Source organism: Kitasatospora sp. cg17-2 (genome assembly GCF_054031055.1).
The window spans coordinates 9,509,294-9,521,753 of the sequence record NZ_CM132923.1; the positions used below are offsets into that span (position 1 = coordinate 9,509,294).

At 75.6% G+C, this 12,460-nt stretch carries 11 protein-coding genes; 1 reads left to right on the forward strand and 10 read right to left on the reverse strand.

What is annotated here, in order from left to right:
• Positions 1-331 precede the first annotated feature (331 nt).
• On the forward strand, positions 332-1,363 hold the full coding sequence (locus tag ACW14Y_RS39805) for a serine protein kinase RIO (RefSeq protein ID WP_456985263.1): 1,032 nt from the start codon (positions 332-334) through the stop codon (positions 1,361-1,363).
• A gap of 71 nt (positions 1,364-1,434) precedes the next feature.
• Here the strand turns inward: ACW14Y_RS39805 and ACW14Y_RS39810 are convergent, their stop codons facing one another.
• The 10 genes from ACW14Y_RS39810 to ACW14Y_RS39855 all read right to left on the reverse strand — a co-directional run bounded on the left by ACW14Y_RS39810 (position 1,435) and on the right by ACW14Y_RS39855 (position 12,194).
• Positions 1,435-2,535: an LLM class flavin-dependent oxidoreductase gene (locus ACW14Y_RS39810; protein WP_456985264.1), complete on the reverse strand. Its 1,101-nt coding sequence runs from the start codon at positions 2,533-2,535 to the stop codon at positions 1,435-1,437.
• Between the two features lie 6 nt (positions 2,536-2,541).
• Positions 2,542-3,114: a flavin reductase family protein gene (locus ACW14Y_RS39815; RefSeq protein ID WP_380442535.1), complete on the reverse strand. Its 573-nt coding sequence runs from the start codon at positions 3,112-3,114 to the stop codon at positions 2,542-2,544.
• Positions 3,111-3,956 carry an alpha/beta hydrolase gene (locus ACW14Y_RS39820; RefSeq protein WP_456985265.1) on the reverse strand — a complete coding sequence of 282 codons (846 nt, stop codon included), beginning with the start codon at positions 3,954-3,956 and terminating at the stop codon, positions 3,111-3,113. Before ACW14Y_RS39820 ends, ACW14Y_RS39815 begins: the two co-directional genes overlap by 4 nt.
• The gene (locus ACW14Y_RS39825; RefSeq protein ID WP_456985266.1) at positions 3,953-5,182 is read right to left on the reverse strand and encodes an LLM class flavin-dependent oxidoreductase; all 1,230 of its coding nucleotides are present in this window, start codon (positions 5,180-5,182) and stop codon (positions 3,953-3,955) included. The genes ACW14Y_RS39820 and ACW14Y_RS39825 overlap by 4 nt, the downstream gene beginning before the upstream one ends.
• 91 nt (positions 5,183-5,273) lie before the next feature.
• Positions 5,274-6,482 carry an acyl-CoA dehydrogenase family protein gene (locus ACW14Y_RS39830; protein WP_456985267.1) on the reverse strand — a complete coding sequence of 403 codons (1,209 nt, stop codon included), beginning with the start codon at positions 6,480-6,482 and terminating at the stop codon, positions 5,274-5,276.
• The gene (locus tag ACW14Y_RS39835) at positions 6,479-7,555 is read right to left on the reverse strand and encodes an ABC transporter ATP-binding protein (protein WP_456988376.1); all 1,077 of its coding nucleotides are present in this window, start codon (positions 7,553-7,555) and stop codon (positions 6,479-6,481) included. The genes ACW14Y_RS39830 and ACW14Y_RS39835 overlap by 4 nt, the downstream gene beginning before the upstream one ends.
• A gap of 2 nt (positions 7,556-7,557) precedes the next feature.
• Entirely contained in the window at positions 7,558-8,667 is a 1,110-nt protein-coding gene (locus ACW14Y_RS39840) for an ABC transporter ATP-binding protein (protein WP_456985268.1), read from the reverse strand.
• Positions 8,648-9,571, reverse strand: coding sequence for an ABC transporter permease (locus ACW14Y_RS39845; protein WP_456985269.1), 924 nt, complete (start codon positions 9,569-9,571; stop codon positions 8,648-8,650). Before ACW14Y_RS39845 ends, ACW14Y_RS39840 begins: the two co-directional genes overlap by 20 nt.
• Positions 9,568-10,647, reverse strand: coding sequence for an ABC transporter permease (locus ACW14Y_RS39850; protein ID WP_456985271.1), 1,080 nt, complete (start codon positions 10,645-10,647; stop codon positions 9,568-9,570). Before ACW14Y_RS39850 ends, ACW14Y_RS39845 begins: the two co-directional genes overlap by 4 nt.
• Positions 10,644-12,194 carry an ABC transporter substrate-binding protein gene (locus ACW14Y_RS39855; RefSeq protein WP_380301774.1) on the reverse strand — a complete coding sequence of 517 codons (1,551 nt, stop codon included), beginning with the start codon at positions 12,192-12,194 and terminating at the stop codon, positions 10,644-10,646. The genes ACW14Y_RS39850 and ACW14Y_RS39855 overlap by 4 nt, the downstream gene beginning before the upstream one ends.
• Between the last annotated feature and the right edge of the window lie 266 nt (positions 12,195-12,460).

A 12,460-nucleotide genomic window follows, 5' to 3' on the forward strand; every position in this document is an offset into this window, starting at 1 on the left:
GTCGCGTGGCGCGCCGCAACGGTCGGTGACCTTGGGCCGGGCGCGGCATGTCGGGCAGGGCAGGGCAGGGCAGGCCATGGCAGGGGTGGGCGGGAAAATCGGTTGCGCCGATCTTGGAAGTCGCTAAGCTCTGACTCGTTCGCGCCGCGGGGCTGCCCGTGGCGTGGGGACTGACGTGGAGAAGCAGAGGAGGTGCGTTTCGATGGTCGCCGCCGTGTCGCGGCGCGCCCTTGTGTGCGCGCCATACGCCTCTTCCTCTCGTCTTTCGCCCACCGGCTGACGACGCCTCGCAACTGGCGCAACGGTGGGCTGTTCCCCAGGAGCCACCACAGTGCGTGAGCGCTTTTCCACCACCGACACCGAGTCCTTCTCCCGTATCCGTGCCAAGGGCGCACCCCGTCGTGGCCGCCGGTCCGAGCGGTTCGACGATCACGAGCCCGAGGTCGTGTTCGGGTTCGACGAGCACGGGGCCTACGCCGTCGACAGTGACGAGTACGCCGACTTCGACGGCGACCACGAGAACCACGACGGCGAGCACGACCACCACGACGACAGTTACGACGACAACTACGACGGCCCGGCCGGGGGCGACCGCTGGTCGACCTGGGACCAGTCCACCCCCACCGAGAAGGGGCCCGAGCCGCGCCCTGCCTGGGTGGTGACCGAACTCGCGGCCGTGGACACCGAAGTCGGGCTGGTGAAGACCGGCAAGGAGGCGGACGTCTTCCTCCTGGAGCGCGGGGTACCGGGCACGGACCGCCGCACGCTGATGGCGGCCAAGCGCTACCGCGACTCCCAGCACCGGATGTTCCACCGCGACTCCGGGTACCTGGAGGGGCGCCGGCACAAGGAGTCCCGGATCGCCCGGGCGATGGCCAAGCGGACGGCGTTCGGCAAGGAGGCCATCGCCGCGCAGTGGGCCGGTGCCGAGTTCACCGCGCTGTGCCGGCTCTGGTCGGCCGGGGTGGCCGTCCCCTACCCGGTGCAGATCCTGGGCACGGAGATCCTGATGGAGTTCGTCGGCGACGAGAGCGGCACCGCCGGGCCCCGGCTCGCGCAGCTGCGGGCGGAGGAGGTGGACGTCGAGGACCTGTGGGACCAGCTCGGCCGCAGCCTGTCGCTGCTGGCCGGTGACGGGTACGCGCACGGGGACCTGTCGGCGTACAACATCCTGGTCCACGAGGGGCGGCTGGTGATCATCGATGTGCCGCAGATCGTGGACGTGGTCGCGAATCCGCGCGGGCGGGCGTTCCTGGAGCGGGACGTGCGCAACGTCGGCGCCTGGTTCGTCTCCCGGGGCCTGCCGGAGCACCGGGTCGGCGAGCTTGTCGGGGCGCTGGAGTTCGACGCACGACTGGGGTGACGAGGACCTGGGGGAGGGGCCGGTCGGGCAACAGGGGCGCGCCCTGTCGTCCGACCGGCCACCGACCCCCGTCAGGCCTCGCGCTTCCAGAGCCCCCGCTCGGCCAGGACCGCCAGCACGTTCTCCCCGACCCAGTACGCCTCCTCCAGGTGCGGGGCGCCGGAGAGGATGAACTCGTCCACGCCCAGCCGGTGGTACTCCTCGATCCGGTCGGCCACCTCGCGGTGGTCGCCGACGAGGGCGGTGCCCGCGCCGCCGCGCACCAGGCCGATCCCGGCCCACAGGTTGGGCGAGACCTCCAGCCGGTCGGTCGAGCCGCCGTGCAGCAGGCGCATCCGCCGCTGGCCCTCGGACTCGCTGCGGGCCAGCGCCGCCTGGGTCTCGGCGATCCGCGCCGGGTCCATCCCGGCGAGCAGACGGTCGGCCTCCGCCCACGCCGCCTGCGCGGTGTCGCGGGTGATGACGTGCAGCCGGATGCCGAACCGCGGCGTGCGGCCGTGCCGGGCGGCGAGTTCGCGGACGTGCCGGATCTTCTCGGCGACCATGGCGGGCGGCTCGCCCCAGGTGAGGTAGACGTCGGCGTGCCGGGCGGCGACCTCGGCGGCCTCCGGCGAGGAGCCGCCGAAGTACACCTCGGGCACCGGCTCCGGCAGCCGGGTCAGCCGGGCGGCCTCCACCCGCAGGTGGGCGCCGCGGTGGTCGACCTGTTCGCCGCGCCAGAGCCGGCCGGTGACGGACAGGAACTCCTCGGTGCGGGCGTAGCGGCCCGCCTTGTCGAGGAAGTCCCCGTACGCGCGCTGCTCGGCGGACTCGCCGCCGGTGACGACGTTGAGCAGCAGCCGGCCGCCCGACTGGTTCTGGTAGCTGGTGGCCATCTGGGCGGCCAGCGTCGGGCTGAGCTGACCGGGCCGGAAGGCCACCAGGTACTTCAGCCGTTCGGTCTCCCGGGTGAGCATCGCGGTGGTCAGCCAGGCGTCCTCGCACCAGGCGCCGGTCGGCGTCAGCGCCCCGGTGAAACCGAGCTGTTCCGCACTGCGGGCGATCTGGCCGAGGTAGGCGATGCTGGGCGGCCGGTCGGTGCCGGCGGTGCCGGGGGTCGAGCCGTGGCCGCCACCGACGACGTGCCGGCTGTCCCCGGTGGTCGGCAGGAACCAGTGGGCGGTCAGCGCCATGGCGGCTCAGCCCTCCCGGACGGGGACGAACCCGCCGTAGCCGCCGTCGTGGTGGACCAGCGGCGGGCCGTCGGTGGTGTCCACGGCCAGCACCTCGCCGACGACCAGCAGGTGGTCGCCGACCGGCTGGAGCAGGAACGGGCGGGCCGTGAGGCGGGCGGCGGCGCCCGCGAGGACGGGCGTGCCGTACGGGCCGGTCTGCCAGTCGGTACCGGCGAAGCGGTCGATCCCGCTGCGGGCGAAGCGGTTCGCCAGCTCCCGCTGGTCGTCGCGGAGGATGTGCACGGTGAAGGCCTCGGCCTCCCGCACCGCGGGCGCGGCCGAGGCGGTGGCCGACAGGTAGAAGGACACCAGGGCGGGGTCCAGGCTCACCGAGGTGAACGAGGTGGCGGTGAAGCCGACGGGACCGCCGGGGCCGGCCGCGGTGATCACCGTGACGCCGGCCGCGTGCCGCCGCAGGGCGCTGCGGAGCAGGTCGGCGCCGTGGGATCCGGCGAGCGCGGACGGCTGGGCGTGCGTGGACGGCTGGGCGAGCACGGACGGCTGGGTGAGGACGGGGCGTTCGTCGAGGGTGGTCATGCCGGGTTTCCTTCCAGGGCACGCGGGTCGGGGGTGCGTCCGCCCGCGTCGGTGGTGACGATCTGGGCGGGCAGGTGCGGGCCGCCCCGCAGGCGTTCCAGCCACTGGACGACGGCGGCGGCGACGCTGCGGTGGGCGGCGTCGTTGAGCGCGTCGTGCCGGCCGTCGGCGACCAGGACGAGGTCGGCGGCGAGGCGCTCGGCGAACCGCCGCGCGGTGGCGGGCGGCGACACCGGGTCGGCGGACCCGTGCACCACCAGGACCGGCACCCCGGAGACCGGTGCGTCCTCGGCCGCCCGGGCGAGGTCGGCGGGGACGTCCTCGGCGAGCGCGCCGCGCCGGAAGTCCGGGTCGGCGGCCAGCAGGCCCCGGTGCGCCGGGCAGGACGTCCGGGCGCCGAGCTCGTCCGTCCACTCGTCGGCGGTGTCCGAGGCTCCGGGCGCGGCAACCGTCGTGGGCAGGCCGACGAGCAGCAGCCCGTCGGGGGCGGCCTGCCGGGCGGCGGCCAGCGCGAGCAGGGCGCCGGTGTCCGAGCCGGCCAGCACCACGGGCGTGCCAGGCGGTGCGGTCTCGCGTGCCTCGGCGACCGGACCGGCCAGGTCCACCCGGTCCAGAGGGGCGGACCCTGCGGCGGGCACCGCCGGGACGACCACGCGGTAGCCGTCGAAGGCCAGCCGCCGGCCGAAGCGGCCGTACACACCCGCGTGCTCGCCCCGGCCGGGCAGCAGCAGGACGGTGCCGCGCACGGTGACGTCGGCGGCGGGCTCCCAGACGGCGGCGGGCTTCCGGCCGGCGGAGGACGGGCCGGTCAGCGGCACCGGGGAGGCGGTGGTGGTGGTCATCGGGCGGCACCGGACACCGCGATGGCGGCCTGACCGGCCTGACCGGCCTGACCGGCCTGACCGGCCTGTGCGGCCTGACCGGCCTGTGCGGCCTCGACCGCGCGGGCCGCGTCGACCTCCCGCGCCGCCCGGGCGTCCCGGCGGGCGACCTCCTGGCGCACCAGCGGGATGAGCTCCTTGCCGTAGTCGAGGGCGTCGTCCAGCGGGTCGTAGCCGCGGATCAGCAGCGTGGTGGCGCCGAGGTCGACGTAGTCCAGCAGCGCCTGGGCCACCGTTTCCGGCGTGCCGACCAGGGCGGTCGAGTTCCCGGCGGCGCCGGTCGCGGCGGCCGGGGCCGTCCAGAGCGCGCGGTCGTGCCGGTCGCCCTTGGCGGCGGCGGCCAGCAGGCGCTGGGAGCCGACGTTCTGCGGCGCGGCCCCGGGGCCGGTCGGCAGGATCGGGCGGCGTCCGCCGAAGACGTCGTTGCGCTCCTTGATGGTGGCCAGGACGCGGTGGGCGCGTTCCCAGGCCTCCTCCTCGGTGCGGCCGAGGATCGGACGGAAGGACACGCTGATGCCCTGGACGTCGGTGCGCCCGGCGGCGGTGGCGGCGGCGCGGACGGAGGCGATCTGCTGCGCGGTCTCGGCGAGCGGCTCGCCCCACAGCGCGAAGGTGTCGGCGTGCTTGCCGCCGACCCGGTAGGCGGCCTCGGAGGAGCCGCCGAAGAACAGCGGGATGCGCGGCCGCTGGACCGGCAGCACCTCGGACTTGAAGTCGGCGAGGCGGTAGTACGGGCCCTCGTGGTCGAACGGCTCCTCGGCGGTCCAGGCCTTGGTGAGCACGGTCAGGTAGTCGTCGGTGCGGGCGTAGCGCTCGTCCTTGGTGAGGTAGTCGCCGTCGCGGCGCTGCTCGGCGTCGTGGCCGCCGGTGATGATGTGGACGGCGACCCGGCCGCCGGAGAACCGGTCCAGGGTCGCGAAGGTGCGGGCGGCGACGGTGGGCGCGATGAAGCCGGGGCGGTGCGCGATCAGCAGGCCCAGCCGCTCGGTGTTCGCGGCGGCGAAGGCGGCGACCTGGTTGGGGTCGGGGCTGGCCGAGGAGTGGGCGATCAGGATGCGGTCGAAGCCGGCCTCCTCGTGGGCCCGGGCGAACCGGCGGGTGTAGTCGGGGTCGACCACCGGACCGTGGGCGGGGCGGGTCTCGGAGACGTCGTGGGTGGAGATCATGCCGATGAACTCGACGGGCATGGTGGTCTGCCTTTCTTGGCAAGGGGCTCGGCAAGGGTCTTGACGAGGGGGATCGGGAGGGGAACGCGCCGGGAGAGAAGGAAGGAGCCGGTCAGCCGACCGTCGGGCGGTGCAGCGCGGCCCGGCCCCGGGCGAGCAGGACGGTGTCGTCCTGCGGGGTGTGCACCCGGGCGCACAGCACGTCGCGCAGGTGCCGCTGGAGCGGGTGGTGCCGGGTCAGACCGTGGTTGCCGACCAGGGCGACGGCCCGCTGGACGGAGTCGACGGCGGCGCGGGTGCCGAGCAGCTTGGCCCCGGGCGCCTCGTCCACGGCCGTCGGATCGCCCGCGTCGACGGCCGCGGCCAGGGCGGCCACCAGCCGTTCGGCGCCGCCGAGCTCGACGTCGATCAGGCCCAGTTCGCTCTGGAAGCGGGGCAGGCTCGCCAGGGGCGCGCCCAGGGCGCTCGGGGTCCGCTCGTGCAGGAAGGCGGTGAGCCAGGACTGCGCCGCACGGGCGACGCCCAGGTAGAGGGCGGCCAGGCCGAGCGAGTTCCAGGCGGCGCCGACCGGGTCCCGGCCGCCCTCCGGGGAGGGGGCGGCGAGCCGTGCGGTGTGGTCGAGCGGGATCCGTACGGCGTCCAGCAGTACGTCGTCGCTGCGGCTGGCCCGCAGGCCGAGGTGGTCCCAGGTCGGCTCGACGGTGATGCCGGGCAGGTCGCCACGGACCAGGAACGAGCCGACCCGGGGCTCGGGTTCGTCGGTGCGGGCCCACACCAGCAGCCAGCGCAGCGCGGGCGCGCCGGTGGAGAAGATCTTGCGCCCGGTCAGTTCCCACACGTCGCCGCGCCGTTCGGCCACCGTCGCCGGCAGGCCGCCGCGCACGGGGGTGCCGAGTTCCGGCTCCACCCGGACGTGGTTGACCAGGGTGGGACGCTCGGCGGACTCGGCGAGCAGCTGCGCCAGCGGACCGGCCGGCCAGTGGGCCTCGCGCGCCTCGGCGGCGTGGACGAACAGGGTCATCGCGGTGACCAGGGCGACCGCCGGGTCGCCCGCGCCGAGCGCGCGCAGGATCCGGACGGTGTCGGCGAGACCGAGGCCGGGGCCGCCATGCCGTTCGGCGACGGTCGCGGTGAGCAGGCCGGCCCGGTGGACGAGCGCGAGGCCCTCGTTGGGGAGGGTGGCGTCCCGGTCGTGCTCGGCGGCCCGCTCGGCGAGGGCGGTGGTCAGGGCGGGCAGCGCGTCGAGGTCGGGCGGTTCGTCGAGGGCGAGGGGCGGAGGTGCCGGTCGGGCGGGTGCGGCGGGTGGTGCGGCCGGGGTCATCGGGGCTGCTCCTGGGGGGTGGTGGTGGCGTCGGGGGTGCGGACGGTGGCGTCCGGGTGGAGCCGGGCCCGCCAGTCCGGGCTGTGGTGGCAGGCGGCGACGTGCGCCTCCGGACCAGCGGTGGGGACGGCGGGGGCCGGGCCGGGTTCCGGCACCTCCGCGCAGGCCGCGTCCGCGAACGGGCACCGGTGCGCGAACCCGCAGCCCCCGGCGGGGACGGCGGCCGTCGCCGGCGCCCGCAGGAGCCGCAGCACGGTCCGCCGTGCGGGATCCGGGCCCGGCGCCGAAGCGGCCAGCAGCGCGCTGTACGGGTGCAGCGGCCGGTCCAGTACCGCCTCCGCCGGGCCCTGTTCGACGATCCGGCCCCGGTAGAGCACGGCGATCCGGTCGGCGATCCCGGCCAGTGAGTCGAGGTCGTGCGAGATCACCACGACGGCCAGTCCCAGTTCACGGCGGAGCCGGTCGAGCAGGCGCAGCACGTGGTTGCGGTTGGAGGCGTCCAGGGCGCTGACCGGTTCGTCGGCCAGCAGCAGTCGCGGCCGTCCGACGATGGCCCGGGCCAGGGCGACCCGCTGGCGCTGGCCGCCCGACAGCGCGCCGGGGGTGCGGGAGGCGAGCGCGGTGTCCAGGCCGACCCGGTCGAGCGCCTCCCGCACCCTCGGCCCGCGCTCGGTGCGGGGGACGCCGGCCACGGCGAGCGGTTCGCCGACGAGGCGGGCCACCGTGAGATCGGGGTCGAGGGAACGCAGCGGGTCCTGGAACATGTACTGGACGGTCCCGGCACGACGCGCCGTCCGCAGGGACCGGCCGTGCAGGGCGGTGCGGTCGGCGCCGTCCACGGTGATCCGGCCGGCGGTGACGGGGGCCAGCCCGGCCACGGCCCGGGCGAGGGTGGTCTTCCCGGAGCCGGTCTCGCCGATGAGGCCCAGGATCTCGCCCGAGCGTGCCTCCAGGTCGACCCCGCCGAGCACGGGGGTGCGGCCGTAGCGGACCTCCAACCGCTCGATCCGCAGGGTGGGGGATCCGGTGGCGGGCGTCGGCCCGTCCGTGATCGACGGGGCGATGGTGGTGATGCTCATACCGGGACCTCCGTTCGTTCCGTGGCGTCCGTCCGTTCGCGGACGCCGCTGAGGGTCAGTTCGGCGCTGCGCAGGCAGCGCGCCGCCCGGCCGCCGGTGCCGCTGTCCTGCTCGGTCCCGGGGACGGGCGTGAGCGGGACGGCCTGCTCGACGCAGGCGGCGGTGGCGTACTCGCAGCGCGGGGCGAAGCGGCAGCCGGCCCCGGCGGCTCCGGGCTCGGGCGGCCGGCCGGGGATGACGGCCAGCTCCCGGCGGTCGCGGCGGCCCAGGGCGGCGACCCGCAGCAGCGCCTCGGTGTACGGGTGGGCCGGGGCGGCGACCACCTCGGCGGTCGGGCCCTCCTCGACGACCTCGCCCGCGTAGAGCACGAGGACCCGGTCGCACACCTCGGCGACCACCGCCAGGTCGTGGCTGACCAGCAGCAGGGCCAGCCCGTGCCGGTCGCGCAGCACGTCCAGCAGGTCCAGCACCTCCGCCTGGACGACGGTGTCCAGCGCGGTGGTGGCCTCGTCGGCGACCAGCAACCGGGGGTCGCCCGAGATCGCGACCGCGATCAGGACCCGCTGGAGCATGCCGCCGGAGAGTTCGTGCGGGTAGCTGTCGTGGACCCGCTCCGGGTCGTGCAGGCCGACGGCCTCGAAGAGTTCCACCGCCCGGCGGCGGGCCTCGGCGCGGGTGAGTCCGCGCCGGCGCAGCGGCTCGCTGAGCTGGCGCCCGACGGTGAGGGTGGGGTTGAGGTACGAGCCCGGGTCCTGGAAGACGGCGCCGATCCGGGTGCCGCGCACCTGTTGCCACTGGCGGTCGGTCAGGCCGACGAGATCGGCGTCGTCGCCGCCGTCGTCCGCCGTGCCGCCGAGCACGATCCGTCCGGCGGACACGGCGACCCCGGGCGAAGGCAGGCCGAGCACCGAGCGGCAGGTGAGCGTCTTGCCGCTGCCGGACTCGCCGACCAGCCCGACGGCCTCGCCGGGGAGGATGTCGAAGGAGACGTCGCGGACGGCCTCGGTCCGGCCGTGGCCGACGGTCACGTGCAGCCCCTCGACCCGCAGCGCGGCGGTGCGATCGGCAGAAGCGGGACGGTCGGGCTCAGGCAGGGTGGGGGACATGGTCGTGCTCCTTCCGGTCCGGCACGGACGGCACACCCGAGGCGGCGCGCCTCCCGCCGACCCGGCGCGTGCGGGCGGCGGCCGGGGCACCGGACCGCTCGGTGTCCGCGAGGGCGTCGGCCAGCAGGTTCAGCGCCCCGACGGTGAGCATGATCAGCACGGCGGGCGGGATCGGTGCCCACGGCTGCTGGGCCAGGAAGCCGAGGTCGCTGGCGAGCATGCCGCCCCAGGTCGGGTCCGGCGGTTGCACACCGATCCCGAGGAAGGTGAGGGAGGAGACCGTGAGCAGACCGGTGGCCAGCGCGTGCGCGGTGGTGACGGCGACCGTCGGCAGCACCTTGCGCCAGATGTGGACCCGCAGGATCCAGGACCGGGAGGCGCCCATCAGCTCGGCGGCCTCGACGTACTGGGCGCGGTCCAGTCCGAGCGCGGCGGCCCGGCTGACGCGGAAGAACAGCGGCGCGAGCAGGACCCCGAGCGCCAGCATCGCCTGGTGCAGCCCGTTGCCGAGCAGGCCGACGGCCGCGATCGCGAAGAGCGTGAACGGCAGCGTCATCAGGGAGTCCACGGCGCGCAGGGCCAGCCAGGACCCGGCCGGGCCGAACCGCACCGACAGCAGCCCGGGGACGACCCCGAGCAGGGCCGCCACGGCCACCGCCTCGACGGCGGCGAGCACGGAGAGCCCGGTGCCGGCCAGCAACCGGCTCAGCACGTCGCGGCCCAGGTAGTCGGTGCCCAGCAGGTGGTCCGCCGAGGGGCCGCCCAGGAGGCGGGCGGTGTCCTGGGCGAGCGGGTCCGCCGGGGCGATCCGTCCGCCGAACAGGGCCAGCAGCAGGACGACGGCCAGGACGGCCAGCGCGGCGCGGGCGACGGGCACCCGCAGCGAGGCGCGCAGCGCGGTCACCGGGCCCCTCCCACAGCCGACGCCGCCCCCGTCGCCTTCACCTTCGTCAGGCGCCGCTCCGGCCGGGGCCCGCGACGGGCCACCGGGTTGAGGGCGAAGAGCACGGCGTCGACGGCCAGGTTCGCCACCAGCACCACCACGACGGTGACCAGCAGGGTGCCCTGGATCACCGGCACGTCGTGCTGCTCGGCGGCCCGGAGGGAGAGTTGGGCGATCCCCGGCAGGTTGAAGATCCGCTCGGTGACCACGGCGCCGCCGATGAGGACCGGCACGCTCATGCCGAGCACGGTGAAGGCCGGACCGGCGGCGTTCCGCAGCGCGTGGCCGAACAGCACCCGGCGCCCGGAGAGTCCGCGCATCAGGGCGCCGGTCGCGTAGTTCCGGCGCAGCTCCGCGACCAGCGAGGTCCGCAGCTGGCGGGCGATGCCGGCGGCGGCGTCCAGGCTGAGGGCCAGGGCCGGCAGCAGCGCGAACCGCAGCCACTCGCCCGGCTGTCGGGAGAACGGCACGTATCCGCCGGAGGGCAGGAGCCGCAGCTGGACGGCGACCAGGGTGATCAGTCCGATCGCGATCACGAAGGCGGGCAGGGTGCCGAGGAGGGTGCAGCCGGCGGTGACCGCGCGGTCCAGCCGGCCGCCGTTGCTCAGCGCCGCCGCCACACCGGCCGCGCCGCCCAGCAGGACGGCCAGCAGCAGCGCGAGGCCGGCGATGGAGAGGTCCACCGGGAGCGCGGTGGCGATCGAGTCGGCGACCGGCACGGTGGTGAACCAGGAGGTCCCGAGGTCGCCGCCGACCGCGTCGAGCAGCCAGCCGCCGTACTGCGCGGGCAGCGGCCGGTCCAGGCCGAACTCGTGGTCCAGCCGGGCGATGTCGGCCGCGGTGGCGGTCTCGCCGAGGACGGCGGCGGCCGGATTGGCGTCCGAGACGGCGCCGAGGCCGAAGGTGAGCAGTGAGGAGAGCAGGAAGACGGTGACCGTGCTCGCGAGCACCCGCCCCAGCGGGCGCGGGGCGCGCGCCGCCCGGCGGGCGAGGGGCCCCGCGCGCCAGGCGCCCGCGCGGGGCAGGACGGCGCTCACGACGCGGTCACCCCCTCGAACCGCTGCACCGCCGTGAAGGCCGGGACCGGCGAGACGGACTTCCGCCGGGCCAGCAGCCGGGGGACGCTGTACAGGAAGGTGTTGGGCATCGTGCGCACCGCGAGCGCGGTCGCCGCCCGCAGCACCTTCGGGTACTCCGGCGAGTCCAGCGGGGTGCGGGAGACCAGCTCGACGGCGGCGGCCAGCTCCGGCGGCGTACGGCGGCCCGGGTTCATCAGGCCCTGCTCGCCGAACAGCACCTGGAAGGACTGCGCGGCGGAGTCGCGGCCCGCGAACTGGTCGGTGAACAGGGCCTTGGCGTGCTGGATGTAGACGATCTGGGTGGCCTGCGCCGCCGGGACCACGTCGATGGTGGCCCGGATGCCGACCTCCTTCAGCTGCGCCTGGAGCTGCTCCGGCAGTCCCTGCGCGGCGGTGGTGGTCAGGGTGAGGTCGACGCCGTCGGGGTGGCCGGCCTCGGTGAGCAGCGCGCGCGCCTTCGCCGGGTCGTACCGGTAGAGGTCGGCGGAGGCGGGGTCGTAGCCGACGTAACCCTTCGGGAACGGCTGGTGGTTGACCTCTCCGTAGCCGAACAGCTGGGTCTTGAGCAGGGCCTCCCGGTCGATCGCGAACTTGAGCGCCTCGACCACCTTGGGGTTGTCGAACGGCGCCTTCTCGACGTTGACGTCCAGTACCGCCACCACCAGGGACGGGATCACCTGGACCTCCAGGCCCGCCGCCCTGGCCGCGGCCACCTGGCTGCCCGGGATCTGGGCCACGTCGAACTGTCCGGACTGGAGCCCGGCGACCACGGTGGCGGCGTCCGGCAGCGGATGGACCTCGAAGTTCTCCAGCTTGATCGCGGTCGCGTCCCAGTAGGCGGGGTTGCGCCGCAGCACGGCCTTGGCGTTCTGGGTGTAGGAGGTGAGGGTGAACGGCCCGGCGCCCGCCGGTCGGGTGGCCAGCCCGGCGGCGTCCGACTCGAAGGCCTTCGGGTTGACGACCATGCCGGTCTTCCCGGCCAGCAGGTTGGGTATCTGGTAGTCGGGCCGGGAGAGTTCGAGCAGCACGGTCTGCGGGTCGGGCGCGGACACCTCGCGGACGCTGGTGAGCTGCGGGGCGACCAGGGACTTAGCCTCGGTGCGCCCTCGGTCCAGGCTCTTCTTGACGGCCGCGGCGTCCAGCGGGGTGCCGTCGGAGAAGGTCAGTCCGGGGCGCAGGGTGAAGGTGACCGAGGTGCCGTCGGCGCTGAACTTCCACGCCGAGGCCAGCGCCGGTACGGCGGCGCCCTGTTCGTCGAGCTTGGTGAGGCCCGCGTAGACCAGCGACAGGGAGTGGACGTCCCAGCCCGCCGAGGAGAACACCGGGTCCCACGAAGTCGGCAACGCCCAGCCCCACTTGAGGGTGCCGCCGGTGGCGGACCCGCCCGTCCCGGCCTGCCCGGGGTCGCCGCACGCGGCGAGGGCGAACGAGGCGCCGAGGCCGAGGCCGAGGCCGAGCAGGGAACGTCTGCCGAGCAGCGGGCGGTCGTTGGAGGAGCTGGTCATGACGGTCGGTCACCTTTCGGAGGGTGCGCGGCAGTTCCGGCTTTGAGCACGGGTGCGGGTACGGTCGCGGTCGCGGGCCGGAGCGCGGGATCGGGGCAGGGCGGTGGGCGGAGCAACGGCACGGGGGCGGGCCGGGAGTGCGCGGTCGGGAGTGCGCGGTCGGGCGGCGCGGAGGGGGCCGACGGGCGGTGCCGAGGGCCGGGAGACGCGTGGGAGGCGCAGGGGGGTGGCGGTCGGCCGGGGGAGAGGGCCGGTCGGCCGGGAAC

Coding starts and splice junctions, on each gene's coding strand:
- ACW14Y_RS39810 (WP_456985264.1), bottom strand. CDS start 2,535: ATGGCGCTGACCGCCCACTGGTTCCTGCCGACCACCGGGGACAGCCGG.
- ACW14Y_RS39815 (WP_380442535.1), bottom strand. CDS start 3,114: ATGACCACCCTCGACGAACGCCCCGTCCTCACCCAGCCGTCCGTGCTC.
- ACW14Y_RS39820 (WP_456985265.1), bottom strand. CDS start 3,956: ATGACCACCACCACCGCCTCCCCGGTGCCGCTGACCGGCCCGTCCTCC.
- ACW14Y_RS39825 (WP_456985266.1), bottom strand. CDS start 5,182: ATGCCCGTCGAGTTCATCGGCATGATCTCCACCCACGACGTCTCCGAG.
- ACW14Y_RS39830 (WP_456985267.1), bottom strand. CDS start 6,482: ATGACCCCGGCCGCACCACCCGCCGCACCCGCCCGACCGGCACCTCCG.
- ACW14Y_RS39840 (WP_456985268.1), bottom strand. CDS start 8,667: ATGTCCCCCACCCTGCCTGAGCCCGACCGTCCCGCTTCTGCCGATCGC.
- ACW14Y_RS39855 (WP_380301774.1), bottom strand. CDS start 12,194: ATGACCAGCTCCTCCAACGACCGCCCGCTGCTCGGCAGACGTTCCCTG.